This window comes from Chromatiaceae bacterium (assembly GCA_016714645.1).
Classification (GTDB): Bacteria; Pseudomonadota; Gammaproteobacteria; order Chromatiales; family Chromatiaceae; genus M0108.
In genome coordinates this window covers 608,396-624,858 of record JADKCI010000005.1, presented here as the reverse complement: position 1 = coordinate 624,858, position 16,463 = coordinate 608,396, and the positions used below count along the sequence as shown (strand labels likewise).

General features: G+C 64.5%; 12 protein-coding genes. 4 read left to right on the top strand and 8 right to left on the bottom strand.

All coding sequences use genetic code 11. From position 1 onward, the window contains the following. Positions 1–450: 450 nt before the first annotated feature. A complete protein-coding gene (locus IPN92_19415; GenBank protein MBK8640344.1) occupies positions 451–1,965 on the top strand; it encodes a DUF1566 domain-containing protein in 1,515 nt (504 codons plus the stop codon). A 40-nt stretch (positions 1,966–2,005) separates the two neighbouring features. On the opposite strand, the gene IPN92_19410 is transcribed toward IPN92_19415, so the two are convergent. The 6 genes from IPN92_19410 to gcvT form a co-directional block, all read right to left on the bottom strand. Continuing rightward, positions 2,006–2,377, bottom strand: a complete 372-nt coding sequence (locus IPN92_19410) for a diacylglycerol kinase (protein MBK8640343.1) — start codon at positions 2,375–2,377, stop codon at positions 2,006–2,008. Further along, complete coding sequence (gene gcvPB / locus IPN92_19405; protein ID MBK8640342.1) at positions 2,370–3,830, bottom strand: aminomethyl-transferring glycine dehydrogenase subunit GcvPB; 1,461 nt, start codon at positions 3,828–3,830, stop codon at positions 2,370–2,372. Before gcvPB ends, IPN92_19410 begins: the two co-directional genes overlap by 8 nt. 186 nt (positions 3,831–4,016) lie before the next feature. After that, positions 4,017–4,517, bottom strand: a complete 501-nt coding sequence (gene tpx, locus IPN92_19400) for a thiol peroxidase (GenBank protein MBK8640341.1) — start codon at positions 4,515–4,517, stop codon at positions 4,017–4,019. Positions 4,518–4,574: 57 nt separating this feature from the next. Continuing rightward, on the bottom strand, positions 4,575–5,972 hold the full coding sequence (gene gcvPA / locus IPN92_19395) for an aminomethyl-transferring glycine dehydrogenase subunit GcvPA (GenBank protein MBK8640340.1): 1,398 nt from the start codon (positions 5,970–5,972) through the stop codon (positions 4,575–4,577). Positions 5,973–5,986: 14 nt separating this feature from the next. Next, positions 5,987–6,376, bottom strand: a complete 390-nt coding sequence (gene gcvH / locus IPN92_19390) for a glycine cleavage system protein GcvH (protein MBK8640339.1) — start codon at positions 6,374–6,376, stop codon at positions 5,987–5,989. Between the two features lie 63 nt (positions 6,377–6,439). Further along, a complete protein-coding gene (gene gcvT / locus IPN92_19385) occupies positions 6,440–7,552 on the bottom strand; it encodes a glycine cleavage system aminomethyltransferase GcvT (protein MBK8640338.1) in 1,113 nt (370 codons plus the stop codon). Positions 7,553–7,717: 165 nt separating this feature from the next. Between gcvT and IPN92_19380 the strand changes: the two genes are divergently transcribed. Both IPN92_19380 and ychF read left to right on the top strand, forming a co-directional pair. Further along, entirely contained in the window at positions 7,718–9,202 is a 1,485-nt protein-coding gene (locus tag IPN92_19380) for a mannose-1-phosphate guanylyltransferase/mannose-6-phosphate isomerase (protein MBK8640337.1), read from the top strand. Positions 9,203–9,370: 168 nt separating this feature from the next. Beyond that, positions 9,371–10,462 (top strand): redox-regulated ATPase YchF, encoded by a 1,092-nt coding sequence (gene ychF / locus IPN92_19375; protein ID MBK8640336.1) that lies wholly within the window; start codon positions 9,371–9,373, stop codon positions 10,460–10,462. 135 nt (positions 10,463–10,597) lie between these two features. Here ychF and tal read toward each other — a convergent pair whose 3' ends face one another. Continuing rightward, positions 10,598–11,677 (bottom strand): transaldolase, encoded by a 1,080-nt coding sequence (gene tal, locus IPN92_19370; GenBank protein ID MBK8640335.1) that lies wholly within the window; start codon positions 11,675–11,677, stop codon positions 10,598–10,600. A gap of 751 nt (positions 11,678–12,428) precedes the next feature. On the opposite strand from tal, the gene IPN92_19365 reads away from it, so the two are divergent. Beyond that, positions 12,429–13,151: a Crp/Fnr family transcriptional regulator gene (locus IPN92_19365; GenBank protein ID MBK8640334.1), complete on the top strand. Its 723-nt coding sequence runs from the start codon at positions 12,429–12,431 to the stop codon at positions 13,149–13,151. Between the two features lie 726 nt (positions 13,152–13,877). Here the strand turns inward: IPN92_19365 and IPN92_19360 are convergent. Next, entirely contained in the window at positions 13,878–16,280 is a 2,403-nt protein-coding gene (locus IPN92_19360) for a PAS domain S-box protein (GenBank protein MBK8640333.1), read from the bottom strand. Between the last annotated feature and the right edge of the window lie 183 nt (positions 16,281–16,463).

The following is a 16,463-nucleotide window of genomic DNA, read 5'->3' as shown; positions in this document are numbered from 1 at the left end:
GATACCGGGAGGACGAAGGATCGCGGGACCCACTACCCAGGTTGACCTAGAGCAACTATTTTGGTGTGGGATGAAAAAACTTCAACTTTTCATATTGTTGAAAAATAGCATGAAAATGCCCTGAATGTCGTAATTGATAGGGATTTGGTCGTATTTGGTAAGTCACCCACATTAAGTCCTTAGCACTAGCCAAGCCCAAAAATTTCGGCGGATCAATGGCCTAAGGTACTAAAGACTTTCTGTGACCGACTTATGTAGACGTCGGGGGCAAGGGGGGTCTAGGCTATGGACCGGGCTCGGGATGCATGATGGGCCTTTAGGGGCGCGTCAATGTCTATCGGGCTTTGATGGCAGTTTATGGAGTAAAGGCCGGGCTGAGGATGGCGGCTAGATTCAGTCAAGTACCCGAGTGGCCCGTTCCGACCAAGAACACGTTAGAGAAATTTAATCATGATAACGAAGATGCTTAAAATCCTTTGCCCTGCATTGTTCCTCCTAACATCGACCCTTGGTAATGTAGTTCAAGCCGCAACCATGAACTATAGCGGCGGATGGAAGGCGACTACTACCTACCCTTTGGGGAGCGTTGTCACTTACAACAAAGCTACTTACTACTCGTTAAAAAGCAGCACCAGTGCCCCCAACAAAAACCAGCAACCGGACAAGCAACCTACCTGGTGGCGGCCGGTAGGGACCATTGGCAATACGATTCATAGTGGTTCCGGTGCCCCTACTGCCGCCATTGGCAACATGGGTGATTTTTATCTGGATAAAGTGACCATCCAACTTTATGGGCCAAAGACCACCTTGGGGTGGCCAACCTCTTTCGTCTCCTTGGTTGGGCCTCCGGGTCCCACCGGGGCTACCGGTGCACAAGGTCCAACGGGTGCGCAAGGTCCGGCAGGACCTGAGGGAGCCACGGGGGAAACAGGGCCGCAGGGTCCGGTGGGCTTAACGGGTGCTCAAGGCGCCAAGGGTGACACCGGCGCGGTGGGTGCCGCTGGGGCGACGGGGCCTCAGGGCCCGGAGGGACCCGCTGGAGTCGTGCTTAAGGCCGATGGACCCTGTTTCAGTAACGACAGCCAAATAGCTGACTGTGGGAACGGGACCCTCACGGACTCCCTGACCGGCCTGATTTGGCTGGCGGATCCGGACTGCGCCAACTTAGGTGTCAGGGATTGGGCGGCGGCGAATGAGGCGGCGGCCAGTTTGGGGGATGGCGATTGCGGCCTCACGGATCAGTCCGCCAGCGGCGACTGGCGGTTGCCAACCACCGAGGAATGGCTATGGAGTGCCCAGTTCCTTTTCGCGCGTAACGATGCCGACGCTTATTGGTCGGCCTCGACCGATCGGTCACAGCAGCACCATGCGATGGCGGCACAACTTGGAACGGGTATTACCCCCCGCGCCAAGCTCGAATCGCAAGGGGTCTGGCCAGTCCGTGGGGGATATAGCCTGCCAAGCAGCACCGTCTCCCCTGCGCATCAGGCGACCTTCCGTTATCTGCCGATAGGGGCCAGCGGCGAGATCATCAAGGATTTGGTGACAGGGTATGAGTGGCAGCGGTGCAGCGTCGGCCAGGCCTGGAATGCGAGCACCCAGACCTGTGACGGGACGGCCGGAACCTATAACTGGGATTCTGCCACGGGATTATGGCCTCTTGCGGCCGCCGAGTGGCGGCTACCGACCATCGCCGAATTGCGGACCCTGGTCTATTGCTCCAACGGGATCCCAGTTCTTATCGGTATGACTGCCAATAACACCTTCTGTGGTGGGACCTACCAGAGCCCCACTATCGTCTCCTGGGCCTTCCCGAATACGCCCATAGGTCTCTTCTGGTCGTCCTCGCCCTATGAGCTTCAGCCTGACGACACTGCCTGGACCGTGAACTTTGTCTATGGCGGCGGCAGTACCTACGCCAAGAATAACCCCGTCCAGGTTCGTCTCGTGCGTAGCGGACAGTGATTTTGTCCCTGTAGTGGCCTCGCTGCGGGACTCCTGCCCCTCACAGCCACCGGGGGATGAGGATCAGGCCCCAGACACTGGCGGCGAAGACGATGACCAGGAAGACCGCCGCCGAGGCGATGTCCTTGGCGCGGCCGGAGAGTTCGTGATGCTCCAGGCCGACCCGATCCACATTGGTCTCGATGGCGGAATTCAACAACTCGACGATGGGTACCAGGAGCAGACTGCCGAGGAGCAGGGCCCGTTCCACGGGGGTCTCCCCCAGCCAGAGACTCAGGGGCAGGAGCACCAGCAGGGCCCAGACCTCTTGCCGAAAGGCCTCCTCGTGTTGGTAGGCGGCCTTGAAGCCCTTCTGGGAGAAAATCCAGGCATTGGCCAGGCGCCGCCAACCCTTGGCCTGCTGATTAGCCATGGGCCGGAGATCCTTTCCAGGCCAGATCCGGCTCCCGGGCGGCCCGGACATCGTCCAGGCGTCGCACCGGCAGGCTATGGGGCGCGCCCTTGACCCGTTCCGGGTCCGTCTGGGCCTCCGCGCGGATAGCGGTCATGGCCGCCACGAAGCTGTCCAGTTCCTCCGGGGTCTCGGTCTCCGTGGGCTCGATGAGGAGGCACTCGGGGACGAGCAGGGGGAAATAGGTGGTGGGGGCGTGGAAGCCGTAATCCAGCAGGCGCTTGGCGAAGTCCATGGCGTTGACGCCCGTGGCCTTGGCCTCCCGGCGCAGGGTCAGAATAAACTCATGACTGGCGCGACGCCGGCCATAGGCGGGCTCGAAGCCGGCTTCGACCAGGCGCTTGAAGAGATAGTTGGCGTTGAGGCTGGCGTACTCGGCGATGCGCTTCATGCCCTCCCGCCCCACCAGACGGGCATAGATGTAGGCCCGCAGCAGAATGCCGATATTGCCGCCAAAGGCGGTGAGGCGGCCAATGCTTTGGGGGCGGTCCGCCTCCTCCAGCCAGCGATAGTCCTGGCCCTCCCGCGCCAGCAGGGGCAGGGGCAGGAAGGGCTCCAGGCGCGCCGAGACGCCCACGGGGCCCGCGCCGGGTCCGCCGCCACCGTGGGGGGTGGCGAAGGTTTTGTGCAGATTCATGTGGATGACGTCGAAGCCCATGTCGCCGGGCCGGACCTGGCCGAGGATGGCGTTGAGGTTGGCGCCATCGTAATAGAGGAGCCCCCCGGCCTCGTGGACGGCCTCGGCGACGGCGCCGATACGGCGATCAAAGACGCCGATGGTGCTCGGGTTGGTGAGCATGATGCCGGCGGTCTGGGGGCCCAGGGCGGCGCGCAGGGCCTCCAGGTCGAGGTCGCCATCGGCGCCGGTGGGTATCTCGCGCACCCGGAAGCCGCACATGGCGGCGGAGGCGGGGTTGGTGCCATGAGCGGCGTCGGGGACCAGGATCTCGGTGCGGCCCCGGTCGCCGCGCGCTTCATGGTAGGCGCGGATCATGGCCACGCCGGCAAACTCACCCTGAGCGCCCGCGGCGGGGGCCAGGGACACGGCGTGCATGCCGGTGACCTCGGCGAGCAGTTGCTGCAGCTCGTATAGGCAGGCCAGGATGCCCTGGCCGTGGGTTGCCGGCGCCAGGGGATGACGCGCCAGGAAGCCGGGCAGGGAGGCCAGGCTATGGCAGGCCCGGGGGTTGTACTTCATGGTACAGGAGCCCAGGGGATAGAAATGGGTGTCGATGGAAAAGTTCTTTTGCGACAGCCGGGTGTAATGGCGCACGGCCTGGAGTTCGGAGACCTCCGGCAGGGCGGGAGGGCTGGCGCGACGCAGATGCGCGGGCAGATCGCCGACCTCGGCATGGGACAGGGGGGCCTGGGCGCTGGCGCGCCGGCCGGGGCGGGAGATTTCCTGGATCAGCATCTTGGGTCCGGGATAGGGCAGGGGGGCGACCGAATTGGGCTGGCCGCCCCGAGTTAGCCTCGAAACCTGGCCTTCACCCCGAAAGGCAGGCCAGGGGTCCCTGGGAGCAATGGCCGGTGCTGCTCGCCGCCGCTCGCCGCCGCGCGGCAAAGGGTTCGCTCCCAGGACTGGTCATCGAGCCAGGGATCAGCCGAGGGCCGCCATGGCCGCGTCGTAATCTGGTTCCTGGGTGATCTCGGGCACCAATTGCGTGTAGACGACCTGGTTGTTGGCATCCAGGACGACCACGGCGCGGGCCGTGATGCCCGCCAGGGGGCCATCGTTGATAAGGACGCCGTAGTCCTTGGCGAAGTTGCGGGACCGCATCATGGACAGGTTGATGACGTTGGTGATGCCCTCGGCGCTACAGAAGCGGCCGGAGGCAAAGGGCAGGTCGGCGGAGATGACCAGGGCGACGGCATCGGCGCGGCCGGCCATCATGTCGTTGAACTTCTTGGTTGAAGCGGCGCAGACGCCGGTGTCCAGACTGGGCACGATATTGAGCAGCTTCTTCTTGCCGGCGTAGCTCGCTAGGCTGACATCGCTCAGGTCGCCAGCAGTGAGGGAAAAGTCCGGAGCGCTGGAACCGACGGCGGGCAGATCGCCGGAGAGCTGGACGGGGTTGCCTTGAAGGGCGGTTTGGGCCATTGCGGGTCTCCTGGGTTGGGTGAAGGCTTGGACTGCCTGGGGATTAAGGGGCAAGGATCAAAATTTGGGTTCAACCGGGCAGCGGGCCTGGGTACGAGTGGCGATGACGCGCGCCAGCTTGGTGGCGTAGGCCGCGATATCCTCTTCCGCGCGCAACTCGGTGGCACAGACCAGGATCGCCGGGCCGAGTTCCGGGTAATCCGTCCCCAGATCGAAGCCACCCAGGATGTTATGCGCGGCGAGGGAGCGTAGCACATCCGCCGCGGGCGCGGGCAGCCGCAGGGCCTGCTCGTGAAAGCAGGGCCGATCAAAGATGGGCTCCACCCCGGGGGTCGCGCACAGGCTGGCGGACAGCCGCCGGGTATTGGTATGACATGCGGCGGCGGTCCGCGCCAGCCCCTCCGCCCCCAGCAGGGCCAGGTGGATGGTCGCGGCGGTGACTAGCAGGCCCTGGTTGGTGCAGATGTTGGAGGTGGCGCGGGAGCGGCGGATGTGCTGCTCCCGGGCCTGGAGGGTGAGGGTAAAGCCCGGCTTGCCCTCCAGGTCCAGGGTGCGGCCCGCGATGCGCCCCGGCAATTGCCGCATCAGGGCCGCCTTGCAGCAGAGGAAACCGGCATAGGGCCCCCCGGAGGCCAGGGGCATGCCCAGGGGCTGGGCCTCGCCACAGGCGATATCGGCGCCATTTTGTCCCCAGTCGCCCGGCGGCGACAGCAGGGCCAGGGCGACGGGATTGACGACGCCGATGACCAGGGCGCCCTGGGCCTGGGCCCAGTCGGTCAGTTCATCGACCTCCTCCAGGACGCCGAAAAAGTTGGGCTGGGGGACCACCAGGGCGGCGAAGGGTTCCGCGGCGAAGGGCGTCAGGGCCTCCAGGGTCAGGTGGCCGCCGGCGGGGTCGAAGGGCACCTCCACCAGTTCGATGTCCTGCTGGCCGACGATGGCCCGCGCCACGGCCCGATAGCGCGGGTGCAGGCCGCGCGGCACCAGGACCCGTCGGGCCTTGCCGTGCCGATTGGCGCGTACCGCCATCAGGATGGCCTCCGCCAGGGCCGAGGCCCCGTCGTACAGGGAGGCGTTGGAGACGTCCAGGGCGGTCAGGGCCGTCATCATGGACTGGAATTCGTAGAGGATCTGCAGGGTGCCCTGGCTGGCCTCGGCCTGATAGGGGGTGTAGGCACTGTAGAGTTCACCTCGCGCGACCAGTTGCCAGACCACGGCCGGGATGTGGTGGTCATAGGCGCCGGCGCCGATGAAGCAGAGCGGCTGGCCGTCCGCCCGCGCCCGGGCCGCCATCAGGCGACCGACCTCCATCTCCGGCAGGGCCGCGGGGATGCCCTTCAGCTCCCCCGCCCGCAGGTGCGCGGGAATCTCGTCGAAGAGGTCATCAATATCCTCGACGCCGATGACCGCCAGCATGGCCGCCACCTGATCGGGGGTGTGGGGGATGAACGGCATGGGTGTCGCTCGGGTTAGTCGTCGTCCAGGAGGCGGGCATAGGCGTCCGCGTCCAGCAGGCCGGCAAAGGCGGACCCGTCGGACGGGGAGAGTTTGAAGATCCAGCCCTCGCCATAGGGGTCCTCGTTGATGCGTTCCGGGGTATCGGCCAGGGCGCCATTGACCTCGGCCACGGTGCCCGCCAATGGACTGAAGATATCCGAGGCGGCCTTGACGGATTCGACCACGGCGCAGGCCTCGCCCACGGCAACCTCGCGTCCCGGCTCCGGCACCTCGACGAAGACCAGGTCCCCCAGGGCCTCCTGGGCATGGTCGGTGATGCCGACGGTCAGGGTGCCGTCGCCATTGTCCCGGGCCCATTCGTGATCCTTGGTATATCTCAGCTCGCTGGGCACTTGGCTCATGGGGGTCTCCTCCTGATAGGGTTGCTTGTCGATGTGGGACCAAGGGTCCCGAACCCGGCGATTTTAATCCAAGTCGATGCGGATGGTACCTTGACGCACGAAGGGTGGCTTGACCAGCCTGGCCGCCGTCGGCTTGCCACGGATATCCACCTCGCACCGGTCGCCACTGTCCAAGGCGATGCCGGGTGCTAGGCGGGCCAGGGCGATGGATCGTTGCAGGCTGGGGGCGTAACCGCCGGAGGTGGTGATCCCCGCCTCGTGACCCCCCACCAGTACCCTTTGATGGGCGCGCAGGACGCCACGCCCCGTGAGCAGCAGACCGACAAAGCGGCTCAAGCCCCCGGCGGTCCGCCGTGCCTCCAGGGCCGCGCGGCCGATGAAGTCGCGCTCGGCGGGTTCCCAGGCCAGGGTCCAGTCGAGCCCGGCCTCCAGGGGACTGGTGTCCCCGTCCATGTCCTGGCCATAGAGATTCATCCCCGCCTCCAGGCGCAGGGTATCCCGCGCCCCCAGACCAGAGGGGACCACCCCGTCCGCCACCAGGGCCTGCCAGAGGCCCGCCGCCCAATCCGCCCGCAGCATGATCTCGAAGCCATCCTCGCCGGTGTAGCCGGTGCGGGCGACGAACCAGTCCTGATCCGGGTCGCCGACCCCGAAAAAGGGTGCCAGGGCCAGGGCCGGCCCTTGCAGTGCCAGCGGCAGATGCGGGGTCGCCAACCGTCGCGCCTCGGGCCCCTGCACCGCGATCATGGCCAGGTCCGTCCGGGGCTGGATGGCGACCTCCCAGCCCTGGGCCTGGGTTTGTATCCAGGCCAGATCCAGGTCCGCGGTCCCCGCGTTGACCACCAATCGGTAGCGTTCCGGCCCCCGGAAATAGACGATGAGATCGTCCAGGACGCCACCGCGCGCGTTCAGCATGCAGCTATAGAGGGCCTTGCCGGGCTCCCGGAGCCGCGCCACGTCATTGGCCAGCAGCCTGCGCAAAAAGTCCCGCGCCCCGGCCCCGGTAATATCGAGGGCCCGCATGTGGCTGATATCAAACATTCCCGCCCGGGCGCGCACCGCCAGGTGCTCCTCGATCTGGGAGCCGTAATGCAGCGGCATGTCCCAGCCGCCAAAGGGCACGATGCGGGCGCCCAGGCGTTCATGTTCCGCGAAAAGGGGGGTGCGATGACCCATGGTGGGCTTCTCCAATTGGCAATGAGGGTGAAGGATGCCGTCAGATGGCCGAAAAGGGAAGAGCAGGACGCGGCACCCGGTCAAACTTCCTCGGAACGGGAACCCGATTGTCTGCCAGGCAGGTATAATCCCAGCCTCTGTTGATCCTTACCAGGAAGCGAATCCATGCGCCTGCAACCCGTGATCCTGTCTGGCGGCTCCGGCACCCGTCTCTGGCCCCTGTCGCGGGAGGCCTACCCCAAGCAGTTTCTGCCCCTGACCAGCGAGCACACCATGTTGCAGGGGACGGTGCGCCGGCTCGATGGGCTCGATCGCGAGCATCCGCGTCTCGGCATCGGGGTCGCGGACGCCGTGGTGGTCTGCAACGAGGGGCATCGTTTCCTGGTCGCCGAGCAATTCCGCCTCATCCATCGGGAGCCAGCGTCAATCATCCTGGAGCCCGAGGGGCGCAACACGGCCCCGGCCCTTACCGCCGCGGCCCTGGTCGCCAGCCGCGAGGGCCAGGACCCGGTGCTGCTGGTCATGCCGGCGGATCACACCATGCGCGACGAGGCGGGCTTCCGCCGGGTGGTGGCGGATGGCTTCACCCTGGCCGCCCAGGGTCATGTGGTGACCTTCGGCATCGTGCCGACCAAGCCGGAGACCGGCTATGGCTACATCCGCCAGGGCGACACCATCGTGGCGCCGGATCTGGCGGGGTCCGCCTTTGGCTTGCGCGCCTTCGTCGAGAAGCCGGACGCGGAGACGGCCCTGGCCTATCTGGAATCCGGCGACTACTTTTGGAACAGCGGCCTCTTCATGATGAGGGCCTCGGTGTGGTTAAGCCTGATTCACCAATTCCGGCCCGATATCACGGATGCCGCCGCCCGTGCCGTCGCCCAGGGTGAAAGTGAAGGCATCTTCCTGCGCCTGGACCCGGACAGCTTCCATGCCTGTCCCAGCGATTCCATCGACTATGCCGTCATGGAGCACCTGTCAGAGGAGAAGGCTGCCCCCGGCGCCTCGGCCCTGGTACTGGCCCTGGCCGTAGGCTGGTCCGATGTCGGGGCCTGGTCGTCACTCTGGGAGGTGCGGGATCAGGACGAAGAGGGCAATGTCCTGGATGGCGACGCCTTCGTCCACAATGCCCACAATAATCTGCTGGTAGCCCGGCATCGGATGGTGGCCCTCATCGGGGTCGATGGCCTGGTGGTGGTCGAGACCCCGGATGCCGTGCTAGTGGTCAGCAAGGAGCACGCCCAGGATGTCAAGGCGGTCACCCAGCACCTCCGCCGCGAGCAGCGGCGTGAACTGCGTCATCACCAGCGTTCCCATCGCCCCTGGGGCGATTTCGAGTCCATCGACCATGGCGAGCGTTACCAGGTCAAGCGTCTCACCGTCAAGCCCGGTGAGACCCTATCCCTGCAGATGCATCATCACCGCGCCGAGCACTGGATCGTGGTCTCCGGCACCGCTCGCGTGACCAACGAGGACCGCGTCTTCCTCCTGACCGAGAATCAGTCCACCTACATCCCCGTGGGCGCCAAGCATCGCCTGGAGAACCCCGGTTCCCTACCCCTCGAGATCATTGAGGTCCAATCCGGCTCCTACCTGGGCGAGGACGACATCGTGCGTTTCGAGGACGTTTACAAACGCAACTCCAAGGATTAGGGGCCGGTCGCGCGGGGAGGTCTGGGCGTCGGGTCGTCATGACGGCGCCCCCCGCGCCTGGTCAAGCCGCGGGACTCTGGCGTCCAGGTCGAGATCCCGACCGGCCGCCGCCCCCATCCTCCGTTCTCTTCCTTCTCCCCTTCAGACTTTACGAGCTCAGTCAACGCCATGGGTTTCAAATGCGGTATCGTGGGTCTGCCCAACGTGGGCAAGTCTACCCTCTTCAACGCTCTCACCAAGGCCGCCATCGCGGCGGAGAATTATCCCTTCTGCACCATTGATCCCAATGTCGGGGTCGTGCCCCTGCCGGACCCGCGCCTGGACGCCATTGCCGCCATCATCAAGCCGAAGGCCATCCTGACCACCAGTATGCAGTTCGTCGATATCGCGGGTCTGGTGGCGGGGGCCAGCAAGGGCGAGGGGCTGGGCAACAAGTTTCTCGCCAACATCCGCGAGACCGATGCCATCGCCCACGTGGTGCGCTGTTTCGAGAACGATGACGTGGTCCATGTCGCCGGCAAGATCGATCCCCTGGGCGATATCGAGGTCATCAACACCGAGCTGGCCCTGGCGGATCTGGAATCCGTGGAAAAGGCCCTGGATCGCGCCACCAAGCAGTCCAAGACGGGCGACAAAAAGATCCTGGCGCGCAAGGAGCTGCTGGAGCGGGTGCGCGAGCGTCTGGACACCGGTCAGCCGGTGCGCGCCATGGGCTTGGAGCCGGATGAACTGCTCGAATTGCGCGACATCTTCCTGCTCACCGCCAAGCCGACCATGTATATCGCCAACGTCGCCGAGGACGGCTTTCAGGACAACCCCTTTCTCGACGCCGTGCGCCAGTGGGCGGCGGCGGAAGGCGCCGAGGTGGTGCCCGTCTGCGCCGCCATCGAGGCCGAGATCGTGGAACTGGAGCCCGAGGAGCGCGCCCTCTTTCTCGCCGACCTGGGCCTGGACGAGCCCGGCCTCAACCGGGTGGTGCGCGCCGGCTACCGCCTGCTGGGCCTGGAGACCTACTTCACCGCCGGCCCCAAGGAGGTTCGCGCCTGGACCATCCCCAGGAACGCCCGGGCCCCGCAGGCCGCTGCCGTCATCCACACCGATTTCGAGCGCGGCTTCATCCGTGCCGAGGTCATCGGTTACGACGACTTCATCGCCTGCAAGGGTGAGCAAGGCGCCCGCGAGGCCGGCAAGCTGAGGTCGGAGGGCAAGGAGTACGTCGTCAAGGATGGCGATGTGGTGCATTTCCGCTTCAACGTCTAAAGGGGATTCCCGCAAGAAGGTCAGCATCGAGGCCAAACAGGCCGAACTGGCAGAGGCACTTCCTCGACCGCGTGCGTCGCAAGGGGCGACTGGGAAGCCTGGGTGGATTCTGTCCTCGAAGGCGACCGGAATGTGTCAATGAAAGTGAGCCACCTTTTCCAGGATGCGTGCCAGTAGTGTCCGCCACGAGACCGCGAAGGCATCGGCGCCTTCGCGCTGCAAGCGCGCGGCCAGGGCGTCGGTGTCGACGCCTTCGCGCCTGAACGCCTCCAGCACGGCGTGCGCATCGCCGCCATCGGCCGGCAGCGGCGCACCGACCTGGCCGTGATCGGCAAAGGCCTGCAAGGTCTTCTCGGGAATTGTGTTGATGGTGTCGGGTGCCGCCAGGGCCTCGACGTACAGCGTCTCGGGCGCCGCGGGGTCCTTGGTGCCGGTGCTGGCCCACAGTAGCCGCTGCGGGCGGGCGCCGGCCACGGCCAGGCGTTGCCAGCGTGGCGATTCCAGCAGGTCGCGGTAGACCTGGTAGGTGCGCATCGCGATCGCAATGCCCAGACGGTTGTGAAGGGCCGGCGAAACGGCGTCTTTTACTGCTACGTCCCAGCGGCTGACGAACAGCGAGGCGACCGACGCCACCTGGGGGTCCAGGCCGGCCGCGAGACGGCGTTCGATGCCGCGCAGATAGGCCTCGGCGGCCGCCAGGTACTGTTCGCGCGAGAAGAGCAGGGTCACGTTGACGGCCACGCCGGCGAATATCGATGCCTCGATAGCCGCGGCGCCGGCGGGCGTGCCCGGGATCTTGATGAAGAGATTGGGCAGGCCCGCCGCCCTGTGCAGCCCGGCCGCCGCATGGATCGTCTTCGCGCTGTCGTCCGCCAGCAGGGGCGAGACCTCGAGCGAGACCCAGCCGTCGACGCCTTTGCTAGCAGCGAAGACCGGGCGGAACAGGTCGGCCGCCGCCTTCAGGTCCTCCAGCGCCAGCGCGAAAAACAGGTCCTCGGCGGTTTCGCCGCGCCCTGCCCGCGCGGCGATCGCCTCGTCGTAGCGGCGGCCGTGGCCGATCGCGTGCTCGAAGATCGTCGGATTCGACGTCAACCCGGTTACCGACCAGTCGGCGATGTAGCGCGCCAGGGTGCCCTGCACGAGCATCTCGCGGCTGATGTTGTCGACCCACAGGCTCTGGCCCAGGTCGTACAGTTTCTTCGTGTTGGCGTTCATCGTCACTCCTGGGTAGCGTAGCCCTTGCGAGGGTCAGGCCGTAATCCACTGCTCCGCCGCGGCCCGATCCTTGATGTTGATCAACGATGGTGGGGCAGGTTCGCGGCGACCACATGCCCCCGAGCGTCGTCGGCCAGTGTGATCACGTCGCCGTCGGCTTCGGCGCCCTCGTGGACGACGCCCGCTGCAACCACCGCTTCGTCACGGCGGTACCTGATGCCGTGTTATCTCAGCCTGCACTATGCGCGCGGCGCTCCGGTGCCGTCCGTACGGAAACGGACAGACGGCGCTGGATCGGCGGGCCATAGTGAGCCATGCCTGCCCAAGGCACCCGGCCGTGCGCTGCGACCAGCGCGCGTGGTCATCTCGGTCATCACGAGGCCACTCCAGCGAGCAGCAAAGCAAAGAACCGCCATGCCGCCAACCCGGCGTCGGGTAGTGCCCCAATCCGCAGGATGATGACGAAGCTTATAGAGATTAATCAGCATGTTAGAAAATTCTATCCTGCTGATCGGGGCACTACAGGATAACAAAAAACCCAGCATTGACATGAGTCTGCTGGGTTTTTTTATCCTCAGCCATCCCTGGGTGTTTCCACGGATAGTCAACTTTACGAATCCATTCCACCATTAAAGCGTGCCGAAACTTCAGCTACTACAAAAGGTCTTCATCACCCCGGCACAGCCCGTACCAGACGTTTTGAATGGTAATCTGCCCAGTAACCCGGCAGTAAAAAAGGGAGGCAAACCCGATGGCCACAGAAATATCCGATGCGCATTCGCCGCAACAAAATCACCTCCTGGCGGCCTTGCCTATGGAAGTTCAGCAGCGCATTTTCCCCTTCCTCGAATTGGCCCCCATGCCCCTGGGCCGAGTTCTGCAAGAGTCCGGGGCTGTCGCGCAGCACGTCTATTTTCCGACGGACGCCATCGTCTCCTTGCTTTATTTAACGACAAATGGCGCTTCCGCGGAGATCGCCGTGGTGGGATACGAGGGCATGATCGGCATGGCCCTCTTTACGGGCGGCCAAACCACTACCTGCCGCGCCGTCGTCCAAAGTGCCGGTTTCGCCTACCGGCTCCCAGGGAAGCGGTTCAAGGATGAAGTTAACCACTACGGCAGCCTGTTGGTGCTCTTGCTGCGCTACACCCAGGCCTTGATTACCCAAGTAGCCCAAACAGCGGTCTGCAACCGCCATCACTCCATCGATCAACAATTGTGTCGCTGGCTTTTGCTGTCCCTTGACCGCCTCCCTGGCAACCAGTTAATCATGACCCAGGAGCTGATCGCCAACATGCTCGGCGTGCGTCGCGAAGGGGTCACGGAAGCCGCCGGCCGCTTGCAGAAGCAAGACGTGATCGAATACTACCGGGGCCACATCACGGTACTGGACCGGCCGAAACTCGAAGCATTGTGCTGCGAGTGTTACGCAGTCGATAAGCGGGAATCGGTTCGGCTCCTATCCCCTGGCTGATGGCCTAATCGTCACGCGCCTATCCAGCGCCGGGCGGCGATTTAATTGCGATATCACGGGATGCGGTTGATGAATCGATCAATCGCGGATTTTCAGGCTTCCTCCTTTGCTCTGGACAAAGATTGGAATGCCCTAAATACCACACGAGGAGAAATTAGATATGAAACAATGGTCTTTGCCACCTTTACAGCGCGCCCCCCGGGGCAATTGGCGCCAAGCGGTAACCGTCGGGCTGGGATATGGCCGCGATGAATGGGGATCGGGACCATGGCGCGGCTTTGCTTGGGAGTCAACGGCCCTTGCGGCGGACCTTGACTATGACATCCAGGAGGGAGTCTTGTATATCCGTATCAGGGGTCCGCTTGACCTACGCTGCATCTTTCAGCTCATCGCCATCGGAAAGACAGCCGATGAGGGCATTACTAGCTGTGTGCTCGATCTTACAGGAGTAAACAAAGTCTTTGACTCTGGCGTCGCGGCTTTGATCTTGCTTGCCAGGGAGTTGACGGAACGAGGTATTGGCCGCATCTTTATCCAGGGGCCTGATCTGAATCGTACGGCGCTACCCCCCTATATAACGGGCTCAATCCCTTCGTTCTTACGCGAGGTCTGCGTTCGGTCATCCCCGGGAATCTTCGACACCGATCCCATGGTGATGCCAATCGAAGTGAAGGCAAAAAATCCCTGGAACATGAGTGGCACCATCCAGCCGGGGAATAGCGGGGGTCAGGGCAGTTCCGTCAGGAGTTGCCGCAGGTCGGCAGGGTCGACCGGCTTGACTAAATGACCATCGAACCCGGACTCGCGGGACCGGCGGCGGGCGTCATCCTGTCCCTGCCCGGTCAAGGCGGTGATATGCATGTCTTTTCCCCAGGGTTGGTCGCGAATGTGCCGGCAGACGCCATAGCCGTCGAGCCTCGGCAGACCGATATCGAGCAGGACCAGATGGGGTCGGAAAGACTCGGCGATCTCGATCGCCTCCTGGCCATCGCGCGCCTTGGCCACGGCATAGCCGGTCAGTTCGAGCAGCATGGCCAGGGATTCGAGGACGTCCGCATTGTCATCCACCACAAGGATGCGGGCCGCCCCAAAGGGTATCGAGGCGTCGCGCTCTTCGGCGACCAGTACCGGCCCGGCGGGGGGGGCGGCCAGGGTTGGCAGCCGCAGGGTAAACTTGGTGCCCTGGCCCGGGCCCGGGCTCCTTACCTCAATGTGTCCGCCATGTAGCTCGACCAGGCCCCGCGCCAGGGCGAGCCCGATCCCTAACCCACCCTGGGATTGCCCCGAGCCGGCATCGAGCTGAAAAAACAACTCGAATACCCGGGGCAGGTGCTCCGCCGCGATGCCGATGCCGGTGTCAGCGACCGTCACGACCGCTGCTGCTCCGTCACACCTGGCGTCGAGGTGGATCGTCCCCCCCCGTCCGGTGTACTTGCAGGCATTGTTAAGGAGATTCAGAAATACCTGTGCCAGACGCACCGGATCCGCATCGAGAGCGATGGGAGCCGAGGGCATGGTTACCCGGAGGGTGAGGCCCGCCTGCTCGGCCTGGGGGCGGAAGATGGCCAATACCTGCTCCAAGAGCACCCCCAGTTCCACCCGTTCGCGTTGCAACCGAAGCTGCCCCCGCGTGATGCGGTTCGCCTCCAGGAGGTCATCAATGAGCCGCACCATGTGCTGGATCTGGCGGTCAATGATGTCGTGAGCCGCTTGCAGCGCCGGATCGGGCGGAGCCCGCAGCCGCAAGATCTCCGCCGCGTGACGGATGGGGGCGAGGGGGTTGCGTAACTCGTGGGCGAGTGTCGCCAGGAATTCGTTCTTGCGCTGGTCAGACTCTCGTAATTTTTCCTGGGCCTGCTTGACATCCTGGATGTCAGTGGTCGTGCCAATCCACTTGACGATGGATCCCGCTTCATCCCGCACCGGCTCGGCACGGCTCAAATGCCAGCGCATCGTGCCGTCCGCCATGTGTACCCGATGCTCGCACGCATAGGAATTCCCGCTGGCAATCGCGCTCTGCCAAGCCTCCAGGGTATGCTGGGTATCTTCTGGGTGTATTAGGGGTAACCAACTCACCAGGCCCTCGGTGGTCTGGTTCACGGCGGCATAGGCCGCGAAACGGATGTTGTTGCGATAGTTCACGTTGCCATCGGGGTCGGCCGTCCATACCAACTGCGGCATGGCGTCGGCGAGTTGGCGGAAGCTCGCCTCGCTGGCGCGCAGGGCCTCTTCGGCCCGTTTGCGCTCCGTGATGTCCTCCCCGGAGCTGAGGGTGCCGATGATCAGACCGGTGTTATCGGTGAGATTGGCGTTGTGCCAGGCGATCAGGCGCTGCCGCCCATCACGGCACTGGATCGGGTTTTCGAGGTACTCGGCGGCCTCCAGCTCCCCGGCCATGATTCTACGGAAAACCGGGTAGATCTCGTCCATCGCCGCCGGTCGCGGGAGGCAGTTTTCGAACCAGTTGAGCCCCAGCAGCTCCGGCTCGCTGTAACCCAGGGTTTCGCGACCCTTACGATTGATCATGCTGATCCGCCCCTCGGCATCCAAGGCCACGATGATGCTCTGTACCGTGTCGAGGTAGTGGTGTTTGAGTTGGACTTGGTGGCGCAACGCCCCTTCCATCTGTTTGCGCTCGGAGATGTCGACAAAGGCGGCGACACTCCCGCAGGGGCGACCCTCGGCATCACGCAAGGGGGTGGCGTTGCCAAAGAGGGTGCGGACTCTGCCGTCAGCGAGCACGATCTCCATCTCGAAATCCCGTACCTCGAGCCCCCGGGCCGCCTGCTGCACCGGCAACTCATCGCCAGGCAAGTCGCGCCCGTGCCGCTGGACCTTAAAGTGGGTGGGCCGCTCCCCGTCCCGAGCGGTCAGTGACGCCTCCGCGCCACTGGGCAGGCGCAGCCAGTCGTCGGCGGTCCGGTTGCCGGAGATATGCCGGCAATCGGCGTCGTGGGCGATCCACACCGCCGCTGGCACGGCATGCAAGACCGCCTCCAGTTCCGCCGCGCGCCGGTCGGCGAGGCGGCGCGCTTGAGCCAGCTCCCCGACAACCTGCCGACGGTCACTGATTTCCGATTCCCAACCGACCCTGCGCTCCACAGGCCCAGAGGGATCGCCAGAACCCATGCCAGGGTCCCGTATTCCTTTACCCGAGCCAGGTTCGCAGCGTTCGCTGTGCTCGGCGCTCTCCGGTGACCTGCCGTCCGCACCGGGGTGCGCTGGCCTCGGGTCGCTGTCAGCCACTCTGTGGTGGTTCGCTTTTACAGTTTTGCGCTTCATCGCTGTCTCGGGATCGGTTTGCCAAAGGCC

Excerpts from the sequence above, each read along its gene's own strand:
- IPN92_19360 (MBK8640333.1), bottom strand. The coding sequence starts at position 16,280 with ATGGGTTCTGGCGATCCCTCTGGGCCTGTGGAGCGCAGGGTCGGTTGG.
- IPN92_19410 (MBK8640343.1), bottom strand. The coding sequence starts at position 2,377 with ATGGCTAATCAGCAGGCCAAGGGTTGGCGGCGCCTGGCCAATGCCTGG.
- gcvH (MBK8640339.1), bottom strand. The coding sequence starts at position 6,376 with ATGAGCCAAGTGCCCAGCGAGCTGAGATATACCAAGGATCACGAATGG.
- gcvT (MBK8640338.1), bottom strand. The coding sequence starts at position 7,552 with ATGGGTCATCGCACCCCCCTTTTCGCGGAACATGAACGCCTGGGCGCC.
- tal (MBK8640335.1), bottom strand. The coding sequence starts at position 11,677 with ATGAACGCCAACACGAAGAAACTGTACGACCTGGGCCAGAGCCTGTGG.
- ychF (MBK8640336.1), top strand. The coding sequence starts at position 9,371 with ATGGGTTTCAAATGCGGTATCGTGGGTCTGCCCAACGTGGGCAAGTCT.
- IPN92_19380 (MBK8640337.1), top strand. The coding sequence starts at position 7,718 with ATGCGCCTGCAACCCGTGATCCTGTCTGGCGGCTCCGGCACCCGTCTC.
- IPN92_19415 (MBK8640344.1), top strand. The coding sequence starts at position 451 with ATGATAACGAAGATGCTTAAAATCCTTTGCCCTGCATTGTTCCTCCTA.
- IPN92_19365 (MBK8640334.1), top strand. The coding sequence starts at position 12,429 with ATGGCCACAGAAATATCCGATGCGCATTCGCCGCAACAAAATCACCTC.
- gcvPB (MBK8640342.1), bottom strand. The coding sequence starts at position 3,830 with ATGCTGATCCAGGAAATCTCCCGCCCCGGCCGGCGCGCCAGCGCCCAG.
- gcvPA (MBK8640340.1), bottom strand. The coding sequence starts at position 5,972 with ATGCCGTTCATCCCCCACACCCCCGATCAGGTGGCGGCCATGCTGGCG.
- tpx (MBK8640341.1), bottom strand. The coding sequence starts at position 4,517 with ATGGCCCAAACCGCCCTTCAAGGCAACCCCGTCCAGCTCTCCGGCGAT.